This window comes from Pseudomarimonas salicorniae (assembly GCF_023156535.1).
In the GTDB taxonomy this organism is placed as follows: domain Bacteria; phylum Pseudomonadota; class Gammaproteobacteria; order Xanthomonadales; family Xanthomonadaceae; genus Pseudomarimonas; species Pseudomarimonas salicorniae.
This window is the reverse complement of sequence record NZ_JALNMH010000015.1, coordinates 70281-84714: the sequence shown is the minus strand read 5'-3', so window position 1 is coordinate 84714 and position 14434 is coordinate 70281. Positions and strand designations below refer to the sequence as shown.

General features: G+C 68.4%; 15 protein-coding genes. 3 read left to right on the top strand and 12 right to left on the bottom strand.

Annotated features, from left to right (window positions below):
* Positions 1-307 precede the first annotated feature (307 nt).
* The 8 genes from M0G41_RS16685 to M0G41_RS16650 form a co-directional block, all read right to left on the bottom strand.
* Positions 308-826 carry a GNAT family N-acetyltransferase gene (locus M0G41_RS16685; RefSeq protein WP_248211145.1) on the bottom strand — a complete coding sequence of 173 codons (519 nt, stop codon included), beginning with the start codon at positions 824-826 and terminating at the stop codon, positions 308-310.
* Between the two features lie 128 nt (positions 827-954).
* Positions 955-1293, bottom strand: coding sequence for a hypothetical protein (locus tag M0G41_RS16680; RefSeq protein WP_248211142.1), 339 nt, complete (start codon positions 1291-1293; stop codon positions 955-957).
* A 70-nt stretch (positions 1294-1363) separates the two neighbouring features.
* Positions 1364-1753 carry a hypothetical protein gene (locus M0G41_RS16675; protein ID WP_248211140.1) on the bottom strand — a complete coding sequence of 130 codons (390 nt, stop codon included), beginning with the start codon at positions 1751-1753 and terminating at the stop codon, positions 1364-1366.
* Between the two features lie 67 nt (positions 1754-1820).
* Positions 1821-2231, bottom strand: a complete 411-nt coding sequence (locus M0G41_RS16670) for a hypothetical protein (protein ID WP_248211139.1) — start codon at positions 2229-2231, stop codon at positions 1821-1823.
* On the bottom strand, positions 2218-3678 hold the full coding sequence (locus tag M0G41_RS16665) for an NAD(P)(+) transhydrogenase (Re/Si-specific) subunit beta (protein WP_248211138.1): 1461 nt from the start codon (positions 3676-3678) through the stop codon (positions 2218-2220). Before M0G41_RS16665 ends, M0G41_RS16670 begins: the two co-directional genes overlap by 14 nt.
* The gene (locus tag M0G41_RS16660) at positions 3675-3968 is read right to left on the bottom strand and encodes an NAD(P) transhydrogenase subunit alpha part 2 (protein ID WP_248211137.1); all 294 of its coding nucleotides are present in this window, start codon (positions 3966-3968) and stop codon (positions 3675-3677) included. Before M0G41_RS16660 ends, M0G41_RS16665 begins: the two co-directional genes overlap by 4 nt.
* A 3-nt stretch (positions 3969-3971) precedes the next feature.
* Positions 3972-5099, bottom strand: coding sequence for a Re/Si-specific NAD(P)(+) transhydrogenase subunit alpha (locus M0G41_RS16655; protein WP_248211136.1), 1128 nt, complete (start codon positions 5097-5099; stop codon positions 3972-3974).
* Positions 5100-5201: 102 nt separating this feature from the next.
* On the bottom strand, positions 5202-7580 hold the full coding sequence (locus tag M0G41_RS16650; protein ID WP_248211135.1) for a DUF1631 family protein: 2379 nt from the start codon (positions 7578-7580) through the stop codon (positions 5202-5204).
* A gap of 152 nt (positions 7581-7732) precedes the next feature.
* Here M0G41_RS16650 and M0G41_RS16645 point away from each other — a divergent pair, with 152 nt between their 5' ends.
* Together M0G41_RS16645 and M0G41_RS16640 are read left to right on the top strand one after the other, a co-directional pair.
* The gene (locus M0G41_RS16645; protein WP_248211134.1) at positions 7733-8311 is read left to right on the top strand and encodes a nitroreductase family protein; all 579 of its coding nucleotides are present in this window, start codon (positions 7733-7735) and stop codon (positions 8309-8311) included.
* Positions 8299-9207 carry a 5'-3' exonuclease gene (locus M0G41_RS16640; RefSeq protein ID WP_248211132.1) on the top strand — a complete coding sequence of 303 codons (909 nt, stop codon included), beginning with the start codon at positions 8299-8301 and terminating at the stop codon, positions 9205-9207. The genes M0G41_RS16645 and M0G41_RS16640 overlap by 13 nt, the downstream gene beginning before the upstream one ends.
* Here M0G41_RS16640 and M0G41_RS16635 read toward each other — a convergent pair.
* Complete coding sequence (locus tag M0G41_RS16635; RefSeq protein WP_248211130.1) at positions 9196-10587, bottom strand: NHL repeat-containing protein; 1392 nt, start codon at positions 10585-10587, stop codon at positions 9196-9198. The two genes, M0G41_RS16640 and M0G41_RS16635, sit on opposite strands and share 12 nt — an antisense overlap.
* Positions 10588-10718: 131 nt before the next feature.
* Between M0G41_RS16635 and M0G41_RS16630 the strand changes: the two genes are divergently transcribed.
* Positions 10719-11270 (top strand): NUDIX hydrolase, encoded by a 552-nt coding sequence (locus M0G41_RS16630; protein ID WP_248211129.1) that lies wholly within the window; start codon positions 10719-10721, stop codon positions 11268-11270.
* Positions 11271-11445: 175 nt separating this feature from the next.
* Here the strand turns inward: M0G41_RS16630 and M0G41_RS16625 are convergent, their stop codons facing one another.
* From M0G41_RS16625 to M0G41_RS16615, 3 genes are read right to left on the bottom strand one after another with little or no spacing between them, the layout of a single operon-like run.
* Positions 11446-11850 (bottom strand): MAPEG family protein, encoded by a 405-nt coding sequence (locus M0G41_RS16625; protein ID WP_248211127.1) that lies wholly within the window; start codon positions 11848-11850, stop codon positions 11446-11448.
* On the bottom strand, positions 11850-13247 hold the full coding sequence (locus tag M0G41_RS16620) for an alkaline phosphatase PhoX (protein WP_248211126.1): 1398 nt from the start codon (positions 13245-13247) through the stop codon (positions 11850-11852). The genes M0G41_RS16625 and M0G41_RS16620 overlap by 1 nt, the downstream gene beginning before the upstream one ends.
* A gap of 13 nt (positions 13248-13260) precedes the next feature.
* Complete coding sequence (locus M0G41_RS16615) at positions 13261-14433, bottom strand: TMEM43 family protein (RefSeq protein WP_248211124.1); 1173 nt, start codon at positions 14431-14433, stop codon at positions 13261-13263.
* Position 14434: the final 1 nt, after the last annotated feature.

Genomic DNA, 14434 nt, shown 5'->3' with positions numbered 1-14434 from the left:
GTCATGAGAAAGCTGCTCACCGCTGCCTGGACCCTCGTCAAAAGCCCAGAAAAGTACGACGGGAGCAGGCTGTTCCCGAGCCAAGAAATCGCTTGACAGGGAACAGAGTGTCTACATTCGGGTGTTGTGGAAGGTCTTCTTTGCGCCCAAAGCACACGTCACCGAACGCACGTTGGGTCGAGACCAGCCCGTCAGCGTACCGCCGATACGGCTCGGTCAGCACGCCGGAGCTGGTCAGTTCGGCGATCAAACTGATCCGGCAGGCTGGAAATCGCCAATCCCTGCCCCGACTGTGGGAGTTTCGCGCTCAGCCCTGGGCAATGCGCAAGGTGAACGGGCGGATGTCGAAGTGGAAGACCTCGTGGCGGCGACCGAACTTCTCGTACAGGGCCACGGCCGGCCGGTCGCTGCGTGTGGCCTCGACGATGATCAGGTCGATGCCGCGCGCCGCGGCCAGCTCCTGCAAGGCCTCGATCAGGGCGCTGGCGATGCCCTGCCGGCGGCAGTCCGGCACAACTCCCAGGTCGTGCAGGTGGAACTCGGAGCGCACCTGATCAAAGCGGCGAAGAACATAACCTGCCAGTCCGCCGACAAGCCGTTCGCCATCCATGGCGGCGATGGCGATGAAGCCCGGGTCCTCAAGCAGCCCCAGCAGGTAGCCGTCGTCCGGGGCCAGGGCGGCGGGCGCGTCGCGCCTGCCAAGCACCTTGGAGAAGAACTCCAGCATCCTGCGCAGAAGGAGGACGTCGCGCTCGTCCAGCGCGCGCACCTCGGCGACCTGGCACCCGTCCGGCGGGCGCGTCGAGCTGACTTGAACCGGACGCATGGCTAGCGGCCCCAAGGCCCGACTGGCAGGCGCGAACCACGACCTACCCGGGGTCGCAGCGGACCAGGTGATCCCGCCGCGGTCCAGATGGTTCTAGCGCACTCCCTTGCCATTCCGCCTCCGCAGGCCTACTCGGCCGTTTTCGTCAGCGGCACGCCATCCACCTGCATCTTCCAGGTCTCTCCGTCGAGATAAGGGGGGCGGTTGACGATGAAGGTGGTGGACATGGGGCCGACGCCGACCTCGAAGTTGTCGCCATCGAAGGCCTTCAGCGGCCCTTCTACCGACGTCGTTACGCCGCCCTCGATGCGTTTGTAGCGCACCGAACCATCGCGGGTGATCAGCAGGTACATGGTCGTCGCCTGCCACTCGCCTATGTAGGCCGCCTTCTCGGGAGGCACCTCGATGCCGCAGCCGGTCAACAGGATCATGCAGCCGGCAAGCATCCAGCCAAACAGCCTGTTCATGCGCGCACTCCACGGGTCGCTGAGCACTGACCATACCCCCTCTGCGCAGCCCAGCGCCACTGCGGGTCGATCAGCCGGCGGCCTGGCCCCACGCGGCGAGGGCAGCGGCAAGGGCCAGCGCGATCCAGCCCGGATGGCGGCCGCGCGTGGCGAGCAGCACCAGCAGTCCGCTCGCGGCGAACGCCACGCTGGCAGCGGCCGGCACATCCACGCCTTGCGGCGCTGCCACATCCGCTGCGAGACGCCAGAGCAGCCAGGCAAAGCCAAGGCCGAACAGGGACAGCGCATGCCAGGTGGCCCAGAGGATCCGCAGATGTCCGACACTTAGCGGCGGAGCCGGCCTCCCGGGCAGCAGCGAGCCCGCACGCAGGCGGCGGAAGATCAGCAACTCTCCCAGCAGCGAATGCACGACGGCGGTGAGCACCGCAATGCCGCTGGCCAATGCCAGGAAGAGATTCATGCCACTGCCCCTTGGCGTGCCACCCGGCACGCCCTCGAGGATACCGGGTGGCAGGACAAGGCTTGACTCAGTCGCCGCGCAGCCAGCTCTCGGCGGCGGCAAGGCTGCCGAACACCGCCCCGTGTACGCCGCCCGCGTTGACCACGGTGGCGCCGAACTCGTTGAGCACGACGTCACCACCGTGCTGATCGACATGGGCGATCCGGGTCCCGGGCGGGAACATCTCCACGATCAACTCGCCGACCTGGTAGATCACCTCGGCCGGCACCTGATTGGGAAAATCCTCTTCGACCAGCACGCGCGACAGGCCGGTTCGCGCCAGCTCGTCCGCAATGCGCTGCCACATGCAGGCAGACACCGCGAGATTGTCCTCGGGGCCGCTGCAGCGCGCGAACAGGTAACCCGGCCTCAGCTCGAAGCGGAAGTCGAGCGCCGGGGCCGAGACGACACCCGGCGCCCGGGGATCAATGCCCGCCACCGCCATCCAGCGCTTTCAGCTCCGTGATCAGCTTGCTGGCAGCTTCCTGGCCATCGGCGTAGAGCATGCGGGTGTTGTCGGCATAGAACAGCGCGTTTTCGATGCCGGCAAAGCCGGTGCCCTTGCCGCGCTTGATGACGATGACGTTCTTGGCATCGATGACGTCGAGGATCGGCATGCCGTAGATCGGGCTGGACTTGTCGGTCTTGGCCACCGGGTTCACCACATCGTTGGCACCGATGACGATGGCGACGTCGCAGGTCTTGAACTCGGGGTTGATGTCGTCCATGTCGGCGATCAGGTCATAGGGCACCCCGGCCTCGGCCAGCAGAACGTTCATGTGTCCCGGCATGCGCCCTGCGACCGGATGGATGGCGAACTTGACCTCCTTGTCGCGAGCGATCATCTGTTTGCACAGCTCCCACATCTTGTGCTGCGCCTGGGCCACGGCCATGCCGTAGCCCGGCACCACGATGACCCGGTCGGCGAGATAGAGCAGCGAGGCCGCATCCGGCGCCTCGATCGGCTTCATCGAGCCGGTGATCTCCTCGCCGCCGGCGCCGCCGCCGCCGAAGTTGGAGAACAGCACGTTGCTGATCGGCCGGTTCATCGCCTTGGCCATCAGCTGGGTCAGCAGCATGCCGGCCGCGCCGACCACGGTGCCGGCGATGATCAGGGCCTGGTTCTGCAGCACGTAGCCCTCGAAGGCCACCGCGAGGCCGGTGAAGGCGTTGTAGAGCGAGATCACCACCGGCATGTCGGCGCCGCCGATCGGCAGGGTCATCAGCACGCCGAGGATCAGCGCGACCACGAAGAAGACGATGATCAGCGGCACGTCCAGCTCGAAGACCAGGTAGCCGCCGAGCGCGACCAGGCCGACGAAGACCAGAAGATTGAAGACCTGCTGTCCGGGGAAGGTGACCCGCTTGTCGAGCCGGCCGTCGAGCTTGGCCCAGGCGATCACAGAGCCGGAGAACGACACCGCGCCGATCAGCGAACCGAGGATGGCGAGCACCGACTTGGTGGTGTCGAGGCAGGCGTGAGCGGCGATGGCGTCGGGCGTGCAGGCACCGGTGTAGGTGGCGGCATTCACCATCGTCGCGGCACCGATCGCCGCGGCCGAGCCGCCGCCCATGCCGTTGAAGATGGCGACCATCTGCGGCATGTCGGTGATCGGCACCTTCTTGCCCCAGATCCAGAACACATAGCTCAGCGCGATGGCGATGACCATCAGCACCAGGTTCAGTGGATCAAGGCCATGCGCGCCCCAGGTTGCCGGGGCGAAGAAGGTGACGACCGTGGCGATCACCATGCCCACGCCCGCCCAGCGGATACCCTGCCGGGCGGAAACCGGGGAACCCATCTTCATCAGGCCGAGGATGAACAGCACCGCGGCGACGAAATAGCTCGCCCGGGCCAGGAAGTCGAGGACCATCGGAAGGCTCATTGCTTGCCCCCCTTCTTGCTCGACTTGAACATCTCGAGCATGCGTTCGGTGACGACATAGCCGCCCACCGCGTTGCCGGCACCGAGCAGCACGGCGAGGAAGCCGATCGCCCGCTCGAGGTTGGTGTCGGCATGCGCCAGGGCCACCATGCCGCCGACCACGACGATGCCGTGGACGAAGTTCGAGCCCGACATCAGCGGCGTGTGCAGGATCACCGGCACCCGGGAAATGATCACGTGGCCGGTGAACGCGGCCAGCATGAAGATGTACAGCGCGACGAAACCGTCCATCGATCAGGCTCCTTCGATGCGGGACTTGGTGGCGGGATGCTTGATCTCGCCGCCGTGGGTCAGGCAGGTGCCGGCCACCAGGTCGTCCTCCCAGTCAAGGTTCAGCGCACCGTCCTTGATCATCAGCGAGAGGAAGTTGAACAGGTTCTTGGCGTACATGTCGGAGGCGTGGATGGCGCCCATCGACGGCAGGTTGAGCGGGCCGACGATGCTCACGCCGCCGGATTCGACCGTTTCGCCCGGGCGCGTCAGCTCGCAGTTGCCGCCGGTCTCGGCGGCCAGGTCGACGATCACGCTGCCGGCCTTCATCCCGGCGACCATCGCCGCGGAGATGATCTTCGGCGCGGGGCGGCCCGGCACGGCGGCGGTGGTGACGATGACATCGACGTTCTTCAGGTGCTCGCCCAGCCGACGCTGCTGCTCGGCCTTCTCTTCGGCGGTCAACTCCCTGGCATAACCACCCGTTCCCGCGGCGGACACGCCGAGGTCGAGGAACTTGGCGCCGAGCGACTCGATCTGCTCCTTGACCTCCGGCCGCACGTCGAAGCCCTCGACCTGGGCGCCCAGCCGGCGTGCCGTGGCGATGGCCTGCAGGCCGGCCACGCCGGCGCCCACCACCAGCACTTTCGACGGACGGATGGTGCCCGCCGCCGTGGTCAGCATGGGAAAGAACTTGCCCGAGACCTGCGCTGCGATCAGCACGGCCTTGTAGCCGGCCATGCCGGCCTGGGAGCTGAGCACGTCCATGGCCTGGGCGCGGGTGGTGCGCGGCAGGAGCTCCATGGCAAAGGCGGTGATCCTGCGGTCGCGCAGGCTCTTTACCCGGTCGTCGTCGGCGTGCGGCGCGAGATAGCCGATCAGCACGCTGCCCTCGCGCAGGGCGTTGATTTCCTCGGCAGTCGGTGGCTGTACCTTGAGCAGCACGTCGGCGCGACCGATGGCGGTGGCGGCGTCTGCGGCCACCTCGACGTCCTTGAACAGCGCATCGGGCACGTGTGTACGTTCGCCGACGCCGCGTTCGATCAGCAGGTCGGCCCCCAGCCCCTTGAGCTTCTTGGCAACTTCCGGCGTCAGCGCAAGGCGACGCTCGTGCGGCGCGTTCTCGCGCACCGCCGCGATGGTGATCGGCATACAGCCCCCGGTTGTGGATCTCCCGGGCCCGATGCTATCCCAACGGATGCAGCTTGTGTTGCCGCGACGGGCGCCACCGGAGCACATCCGGTGGCATCAGGATCAAACCGCCTGTTTCGTCTCGGGGACGGCCTCGCGCAGGCGCCCCAGCACCTGGCTCATCGCGTACTCGAAGGCGGTGTCGCCGATGCGCAGGTGCAGCTTGCCCTGCTTGATCAGGGTGGCCAGCTCCTGCGGAGAGGCGGCGCAGTGGCGCATGCCGCGGCGGGTGACGAAGAGCAGGCGCGAGGAGATCGGACTGATCCAGCTCAGCTTGGCCGGGATCGACTCCTCGTTCTCGCCGATGAACTCGACCCAGGCGCCGAGGTTCAGCGCCTTGATCCGCTCGACGTCCTCTTCCGCGTAGGGCGGCTCGACGTCCTCGCCTTCGGCTTCGGCGGCTTCGGCCTGCTCGGCCTTGGCCGTGGCCACGGCGACGTCGCCCGGGGCGCTGGGCGCCGGGGCGGGCTCTTCATTGCTGTTGTCCAGCGGGGCCAGGTTCTGCATGGCCGGCGGCAACGGGTGGCTGCTCGCGGCCTCGTGGCGCCCGAGGCGCACGGCCAGTAGCACCCACTCGACCGCGTCCAGCACCTCGGCCGCGCCCGGACCGGTGACCCCCGAGCTTGCCAGCACCGGGGTCAGCTCATCGCGCAGGGTCGGCGGCACGTCCTTGCCCGCCTCGCAGGCGAGCAGGGCCAGCCACAGCTTCTCGCCGGCCTGACGGGCCTGGCGGTAGCGCTCGGCCTCGATGCCTTCGCGCAGGAAGACCACGGCAAGATGGTGCGTCCAGTAGCGGCCGAGGAACATCTCCAGCACCGGCGGCGCGGAGCGGGCACCCATCAGGGTGGCCAGCTCCATCTGCGCCATGGCGCGGGCCTCGTCGAGGCGCTCACGACCCTTCTGCGCCTCGGCGGCGCGCTTCTCGGCCAGCTCGACGCGCTTGCGGTGCGAATCGAGGAAGTCCCGGAAATCGGACTCCAGCTCGGAGAACACCGCGATGTCCTCGTTGAAATCGGCCACCAGCTTGTCGACGACGCCGCCGACACGGTTGAGCATGTCGCGTTCGGCCGCCGACTCGCCGCGGTTGCCATCGCAGGCCTCGGCCAGCGAGTTCAGCAGCTGCCGGGCCGGATGGGTCTTCAGCGCGAACAGGTGCTGGTCGAGCATCGCGGCGCGGGCGTAGGGCACGGTCAGCCGAACGAACTGCTGGCGCACCGGACGCTCATAGCTTCGCTGGCTGAGCAGCACGTCGAACAGGAGGCCGACCAGGAACAGGGCCTGCTCGTCCTGCTCGACCAGCCCGGCCCCGGGCTCGCTGAGCTGCATGCGTTCAGCCTGCTTGAGCAGCTCCTGCTTGAGCAGGGAGCTGAGCGAGACGTGCGGATCGTCGACCGCGCGCAGCAGGGACTCGGGAATGTTGTTCTGCAGCGACTGCAGCGCCGACAGCGCGTGGCGCTCGCCGAGCGTGACCCGCGGCGCACTCGGTGCGGCATCGGCGCTCTGACCGCGTCCCGCAGCGGCCCCGGAGGCCATCCTTTGCGCCTCGAGCACGGCCTGGCAGAGGTCACGCACCGAAGCGAAGATTGAGTCGATGGTCTCGGGCGGATGCTCCGAGCCTCCGCTGCTGATGCCGGCGCCCAGCTGGCGACTGCTCGAACGCGTGCTTTGCGGGCTGTACGCCGAGCTTCCGCTGTCGCGGCTGTCGCCGACCGTCTCGCGGACGATGCCGTCATCCCTGCGCGGGACCGACCGCGCCGGCGCCACGGCGGGCAGGATGCCGGCCTGGTGCAGGCGCTGGTTGCAGTCGTGGACGAGGCCGCCGAGCGAGTCGATCAGCTCACGCTCGAACAGCTTGTACAGGACCAGCCGGGCCTTGATGGTCAGCTCGAGACCCTGCAGACCGGCGCGGAAGGCGCCGCAGATGGTGGTCGGGCCGAGTGAAAGCGACTGCGGGTCGATCAGCGGCAGGCCCACCGCCTGGGCCATGCGCAGCTCAAGCTGGCGCAGCGCCTCGGCGTGGCGGCGATCGGCCAGCGCGGCCAGCTGCTCGGCCGCGAGCTGTTCTTCGAGGTCATCGGCCGAGACCAGGCTGAGCCCCTGGTCGGCGCCTTCGGCGGCGTGCAGGTTGACCTTCAGCGGCCGGCGGCGCTCCAGCGCGGCAAACGACTCGGCGAGGAAATCGCGGTAGCGCTGCTCGACCTCGCCGCGGCGGCGGCGAAGCTCGCGCATGGCATCGAAGAAGTCCTGCTGCTCATTGCTGCTCTTGGTCCGCTGGACGAAGTCGAACAGGGCATCATCGGAGCGATCAAGCACCTCGGCCAGCATGCCGCCGAGCTTGCGCAGGGAGATCCCGCGCACCTCGGCAAACACCTGCGGATGCGCCGGACCCTGGCCACGGCTGGCCATGTCGATCACGTTGCTGTTGCCGGCGGGCGCTTCCATGATGTGCAGGCCTTGGATGGGGATACAGAAACCACGGGCTGAGTATAGTGACGCAAAGCGGCCGATATTCGTGATCGCACTCGCGCTTCGCCGGCCAACAGCGTGAACCGGATCACATAACAACTGTTCCAAACGGAAACTTTCAGTACGGCATGAACGAGCCCGATCAAGTACCCGGCCTGCTCGAGCGGCGCAGGTCCACCCCATCCCGCCTGCTCGGCGGACCTGCCCCGGACATCGAAACCCTGGAGCGAGTGGCCCGCACCGCGCTGCGCGTGCCCGATCACGGCAAGCTGCAGCCGTGGCGGATCCTGCTGTTGCGCGGCGCGCCGCGTCAAGCCTTCGGCGAATGGCTGCTGGCGCGCCGGGCGGCCCAGCAGCCGCCCCCGGCCGAGGCGGTGATCGACAAGGAACGGCAGAAGATGACCACGGCCCCCGTAATCTTTGTCGTGATCAGCCGCATCGGCGACACCGACCGCATTCCGGAGCTGGAACAGATCCTGTCCGGAGGCTGCGTGTGCTTCTCCCTGCTGCTGGCGGCCGAGGCCGAGGGCCTTGGCGCCCAGTGGCTGACCGGCTGGCCGGCCTACGACGAGGGCGTGGCCGCCCACCTCGGTCTTTCTGCCGGCGAGCGGATCCTCGGCTTCATCCACGTCGGCCACGCGCAGGAGGAGGTCCCCGAGCGGGTCCGGCCCGAGTTCGCCGAGCACTTCCAGGAATGGCAGACATGAGCGCGCCGCGCGTCGTCCTGGTCGACGCCAGCGTCTATGTCTTCCGCGCCTGGCACTCGATGCCGGACGAGTTCGTCGACGCCGACGGCCACCCGGTCAACGCGGTCCATGGCTTTCTGCGCTTCCTGCTCGACCTGCTGCAGCGGACCCGCCCCACCCATGCCCTGGTCGCCTTCGATGAGGCTCTGGAGAGCTCGTTCCGCAACGAGTTCTACCCGGCCTACAAGGCCAATCGCGAACCTGCGCCGGAAGAGCTCAAACGCCAATTCGGCTACTGCCGCGCGCTGGCCGCGGCGCTTGGTCTGCGCGAGATGGCCGACCCGCGCTTCGAGGCCGACGACCTGATCGGCAGCGCCCTGCACGCGCTGCGCCCGGAGGGCTACCGCGGCCTGATCGTCTCCGCGGACAAGGATCTGTCGCAGCTGCTGCGCGAGGGCGACGAGCAATGGGACCTGGCCCGTGACACCCGCTGGTCGGCCGCCGAGGTGCACGGCCGCTACGGTGCGCGTCCCGAGCGGATCGCCGACTTCCTCGGCCTGACCGGCGATGCGATCGACAACATCCCCGGCGTGCCGGGCATCGGCGCCAAGACCGCCAGCGCCCTGCTCGACCATTTCGATTCGCTGGATGCGCTGCTGGAGCGCATCGACGAGCTGCCCTTCCTGCGCATACGCGGCGCGAAGTCGCACGCGGCGCGGCTGCGCGAGCATCGGGAACTGGCCCTGCTCTCGCGGCGCCTTGCGACCATTTCACTCGACGCCGAGGTGCCGGGCCGGGCCGTGGACTACGAGGTCGCCGCGGTGCGCGGCGACCTGCTCGACCCGATGCTGGACCAGCTCCGGGTCGGGCCGATCACCCGAAGGCGGATCGCCGACTGGTCGGCCTCATTGGCCTGAGGGCTGGGCGCCGGGCTGCGTGCCCTGGCCACCCTCGGTGCCGGTCTCGAAGATGACCGTGCCGGCCAGCTTGTTCTTGTCGCGCAGCAGGCCGAAGCGGTCGTAGTTGTCCTTCTGGCTGTTGGCGATCAGCAGCAGACGCTTGCCGTCCAGCGTGGCCTGCGTCGGCTGCACCAGTTCTTCGCGATTGGCCTCGATCGGCGCCACCGACTGCACGGCGCGGCCGCCGGCGCCAAGGCGCAGCTTCATCACCCGCTTCGGCTCCATGCCGTTCTGGACGATGACCAGGTCATTGCCGACGGTGACCAGGTCGTCGATGCCGCCCAGCGCCAAGGTCTTGGGCACGGCGACCTCGAACGGCTTCAGGCCATCCAGCTCGATGCCGAAGATGCCCCGCTCGTAGTCCGAGAAATACAGCACCTTCCCGTCCTCCGATACCGACATGCCGCGGATACTGCTCAGCACCGGATTGTGGACGAGGCGGGTCAGCTGGTCGTCGCGGACCATGTAGATCGCGTTGTTGACGCCGTCGGCGGCATACAGGGTGCCGTCCGGACCCAGCGCCAGCGAGGACATGAAGAATTGCTGGCCGAGGATCTGCGGCGACAGGAAGCGCTTGGTGAACTTGCCGCTGCGCAGGTCGAACTTGAACACGCCGGCCTTGCCTAGATCCTTCTCCGCCGAATAGCCCTTGAAGTGCGGCACGGCGGTGGAGGCAACCCACAGCACGCCGCGCTCGGCATCGACCGCCAGGTCGAAGATGCTCCACATGCCGTTCTCGTCGTCGGCCTTGACCAGCGGCTTCAACTTGCCGCCGCCCTCGACGGTGAACACCGACCCGGTGCGCGCGCTGCCCACCAGCAGCTTGTCACGCGAGTCGTCCCAGGCCAGCGATTCGATCAGCAGGTCTTCCTTGGGTAGGGTGTGCAGCACCTTGCCCTTGCCATAAGTTTCCCGGTTCATCTTGAAACCGTTGAGCACGTGACCCCAGACCTCGGTGTCGGACACCGGATCGAAGCGCTTGTCCTGGCTGAAGTCGAAGGCATAGCCCTGCGCCTGGAGCTGGAGCAGGGCGTTGTAGGTCAGCGTCTTGTAGTTCTGGGTGGCCATTTCGGCCGCCATTTCCAGCTGGTAGCGGCCAAGATGGGGGCGCAGCTCGGCCAGCCGGCGCCAGACGCGGGCGGCGTCGAGGTGCTCGCCGCGCTGGGCAAGGGTCTGGGCCACGGCTGCCAGCTCGTTGGCGTCGGTCACCTGGGCGAGGCGCGAATCGATCTCCCCTGCCGGCAGCTGCTGCGCGCCCTCGACGTCGGAGCTGGCTGCAGGCGACTGGGCTCCTGCAGCGCAGGAGAAGAGGGCTAGAAACAGCAGTGCAAGGCGCATGGCGGTCCGCAGGGTCGGGTCAAGGTCGGCTCTGACCGCGGCGCGGTGGAAAGGTTCCGCAGCGCATCGCCTCACGCCGCCCGGGTTAGCATCCGACCACGGCCCGGCTTGCGGGCAGACGGAACCTGACCATGGAAGACCAGTTGCTCCACGAAGGCCGCTACCTGCGCCTCAAGCAGCGCGGGCGCTGGGAGTATGCCGAGCGGACCAATGCCAGTTCGGCGGTGATCGTGGTGGCCATCACCCCGGAGGACAAGGTGCTGTTCGTCGAGCAGTACCGCGTGCCGATCGAGGCCCGCAGCATCGAGATGCCGGCCGGCCTGGTCGGAGACCTCGGCGAGGCCGAGAGCGTCGAGGTGGCGGCGCGTCGCGAACTGCTTGAGGAGACCGGCTGGGCGGCCGAGCACATCGAGTACCTGATGGCCGGCCCCAGCTCCTCGGGCATGAGCAACGAGATGATCGCGTTCGTCCGCGCCTCGGGACTCAGCCGGCAGGGCGCCGGCGGTGGCGATGAGACGGAACAGATCACGGTGCATGAAGTGCCCCGCGCCGAGGTGGCGGCCTGGCTGTTCCAGAAGATGAACGAGGGGTTCTCGATCGACCCCAAGCTGTATGCGGGCCTCTACTTCGTCGAGCACAACCCGGACGGAAACCGCGCATCGGCGGCGGGTTCCGCGGCCTGAGGCCCTGCCCTGTCCCGCTGGCCGGCGGACCGGGCGTTGCCGTCCGGCTGCCGGGAACTTGAGCGGCGCGGTGCCGCCCGGGCTTCGATACCTCAGCCCGAACGGCTCGGAAGGTGCCGAGCCCTGCCGACGCAGCCGGAGGAGCCTCGATCGGCCCAGGCTCGGGTCTGCGCCCTCAGCCGGCCAGCACCACGTGCCAGATCAGCATCAGCGGCATCAGCAGGGCCAGCAGCAGGCTCAGCCCCATGCCCCAGAGGCGGCCAGGCGAAGGCCCGCTGCGCCGCAGCAGCCCGCCGGCGTGCAGCAGGCGCGAGATCAGCAGGGTCGCGCCGAGACCGTGCAGCCAGGCGGTCGGAAACGCGGCCAGCTCCAGCAGCAGCATCAGGATCAGCAGCACCGGCACGGTTTCGATGGCATTGCCGTGCGCGCGCATGGCGCGCATCAGCTGGCGATCACCGCCATCGCCCAGGGCCACACCCGCCCGGCGGCGGTGGCGGATCACGTTGAGCGCAAGCGCCAGGATCAGCTGGCCGAGCAGGGCTGCGTACAGCGAGGTGACCGGAAGCATGATCGCCGTCATCAGATGAGTCCTTCCTGCCAGGGGCCGGTGATCGCAACGCTGATCCCCGGCGCGTAGAGATTGGCGAACAGCCAGCGGCCATCCGGGGAGAAACAGGCGCCAGCCCATTCGGCGCCGCTGAAGTCTCCCGTGAACCCGCGGAATCCATCGAGCCTTGCTTGATTGCCGGCGAAGCGGAACAGCCCGCCGTCCGGAGTGAGCCCGTGGAGATGCTGGACCCGCTCGGGGCTGTCCTGGCAGATCACCAGGCCGCCCCGCGGGCTGAGGCAGACATTGTCGGGATAGTGGAGCATCGAGTCGGGGCTGGACTCGAACACCAGGCTCAGCTCCTGGCTCTCCGGGTGATAGCAGAACACCTGGCCGGCGGCCTCGTCGCCACCATTGGTCGCGGTGAAGTAGACGCCCTGGTCGGTGGCGATGCAGCCCTCCAGTCGCGTGAACCGGCTGGCTCCGGCGGCGAGCCCCTGATCGTGCACGCCGGAGATGCTCTTGCGCTGGGCGTCGAAGCCGCGGTCGGGGTGCTCGATCGGCACCCACTCCACGGCCAGGCGCTGACCCGGGCGCAGGCCTGTTCGAAGATCCCGATGGCCCCTGGCGCGCAGCATGTAGAGTGCGCCGCCCGCCTGCAGCCGGCCCGGTTCGCGGGGCACGAAGCGATAGAAACCAGCGCTGGGTTCGAGGTCCTCGGTCAGGTAGACGTCCCCGCTGGGCGCGTGGACGCTGGCAGCCTCATGGCGGAACTGGCCCATGTCGCGCAGCGCCACGGCCTTCGAGCGACCGCTCGCCGGGACCTCGAAGACGAAGCCGTGATCCCGCTCGAACCGGGCGGGCGCGCTGTCCGGCAGGGCGCCCGCGTTGACCACGAACTCCTCGCAGCTTAGCCAGCTGTTCCACGGCGTGACGCCGCCGGCGCAGTTCTGCATGGTGCCCGACAGCGAGGCCCAGGCCTCCACCACTTCTCCCTTGGCAAGGTCATAGCGCAGGGTCGTGGTGCCGCCGCTGCAGGCCGGATCGTAGTGACACTCCGCGTGGCCGAAGGCACCGGTGAGCGCCGTCTGCTCGTGATTGCGCACCAGGGTAACGACCTCACCCTCGACGGCGACTACGCCCATGCCGTCGTGACGCCCTGGACAGGGCGTTCCATCGGCAAGCGCTTCGCCGGCCCAGCTGAAGCTGCGGTAGCGGAAGCCCTCGGGCAGGCTGAGCAGCTCAAGGCCGGTCACCTCATCAGCGACCGGGCGCAGCGGCCCATAGCCCGGCACCACGCGACTGGCCATCGAGCGGGCGAAAAGTCGGGTCAATGGTGCAGCGGAAAGACCGAGGCCACCGGCGGCCAGCGCGCCACGGAGGAAGGCCCGGCGCGAGGGCGCCGGGCGGGAAGCATTGTTTCGACTCACGGTTCGGTGCAGCTCAGGCAGGCGGAGGGGGCGGCGGGGGTGGAGGCACAGAGCGCGGCGCCGCGGGCTGTGCCTTCCTGCCGCGCATCAGCAACCAGCCAAGCCCCGCAGCGATGGCGATCAGCATCAGCCCGAGCAGCCAGGGCCGGTGGTAGAGCCAGCCGGAGGCAATGGCCACGAAACTGATCAGGGCGGCGAGCACTCCGCCGATCAGGGCGCTGATCCAGCGGGTGATCTGGCCGAAGGCCGGGATGATGTCGGCAAACACCGCGAGCGGTGCCAGCACCAGGGTGAAACCGACCCACATCAGCACGAAACCGGCCATACGGATCAGCCAGCCGATGCCGGCGTTGCGGCTTTCGGCCATGTCGAAGAGCGCATCGGCGGAGTGGGTTCCGCGCTCGACGAGCAGCAGGGTGCCCTGCTCCCGCGGGTCGCCTTCCAGTCCGCCGCTGCCAGCCCGCGCCACGACGCTGAGCGGCCCCTCGGGCAAGCGGAAAAAGCGGATGCGCACGTCACCCACCTCGGGCGCGCCCTGCACCGTGCTCAGCGCACCATCATCGACGCCGAAGGTGGCAGCGAGGTTGGCCGGAAGGCGTTCGGGCTGGACCGCCATCGGCCGCCAGCCATCCACCTCGGCGACCACCTCGGGGGTTAGCGGGACCGCGCCGAGGCTGACGCTCTCGGCGCGCCATTCACGCGAGGGAAACGGCATCGAGGTCGGATTGCGATGCCCCTCTGGCTCGGCGAAATCCGCGCTGTCGATCAGGTCATCGTCCCAGTCGCGCTCGTAGTGGTAGATCGTGCGGGTGGTCTTGCTTCCGCCGACCGAGGTTTCCTCCCGACGCTCCTTGCGCTCACGCCACTGGTACATCTCGACCTTGCGGCGCAGGCCGAGGCCCTCGGCGACCTGGTTGAAATCGGGGTCGAGGCGCTGGCCTTCGGCCGCCAGCTCGTCGCTGACGTGGACCAGGCGGCCGCCATACTCCGTGACCGAGGCGGCAGGCACGGACACGACCTCCTCGCGGCCTGCCTCGAGCATCTGCTGCTGCCGCAGCGTGCGGCCCTCGTTCCAGAACTGCAGGACGCCGGCGCCTCCAATCATCAGCAGGCCGAACAGGATGCCTGCGACTGCCTTCGCGAGGCGCGAGAACCAGCCCTCGCGCTGAACCCTCTCGACCGGCACC

Bases quoted from the DNA above. Each gene is read 5' to 3' on its own strand.
- M0G41_RS16685 (WP_248211145.1), bottom strand. From the start codon at position 826: ATGCGTCCGGTTCAAGTCAGCTCGACGCGCCCGCCGGACGGGTGCCAG.
- M0G41_RS16680 (WP_248211142.1), bottom strand. From the start codon at position 1,293: ATGAACAGGCTGTTTGGCTGGATGCTTGCCGGCTGCATGATCCTGTTG.
- M0G41_RS16675 (WP_248211140.1), bottom strand. From the start codon at position 1,753: ATGAATCTCTTCCTGGCATTGGCCAGCGGCATTGCGGTGCTCACCGCC.
- M0G41_RS16665 (WP_248211138.1), bottom strand. From the start codon at position 3,678: ATGAGCCTTCCGATGGTCCTCGACTTCCTGGCCCGGGCGAGCTATTTC.
- M0G41_RS16660 (WP_248211137.1), bottom strand. From the start codon at position 3,968: ATGGACGGTTTCGTCGCGCTGTACATCTTCATGCTGGCCGCGTTCACC.
- M0G41_RS16655 (WP_248211136.1), bottom strand. From the start codon at position 5,099: ATGCCGATCACCATCGCGGCGGTGCGCGAGAACGCGCCGCACGAGCGT.
- M0G41_RS16650 (WP_248211135.1), bottom strand. From the start codon at position 7,580: ATGGAAGCGCCCGCCGGCAACAGCAACGTGATCGACATGGCCAGCCGT.
- M0G41_RS16645 (WP_248211134.1), top strand. From the start codon at position 7,733: ATGAACGAGCCCGATCAAGTACCCGGCCTGCTCGAGCGGCGCAGGTCC.
- M0G41_RS16640 (WP_248211132.1), top strand. From the start codon at position 8,299: ATGGCAGACATGAGCGCGCCGCGCGTCGTCCTGGTCGACGCCAGCGTC.
- M0G41_RS16635 (WP_248211130.1), bottom strand. From the start codon at position 10,587: ATGCGCCTTGCACTGCTGTTTCTAGCCCTCTTCTCCTGCGCTGCAGGA.
- M0G41_RS16630 (WP_248211129.1), top strand. From the start codon at position 10,719: ATGGAAGACCAGTTGCTCCACGAAGGCCGCTACCTGCGCCTCAAGCAG.
- M0G41_RS16625 (WP_248211127.1), bottom strand. From the start codon at position 11,850: ATGACGGCGATCATGCTTCCGGTCACCTCGCTGTACGCAGCCCTGCTC.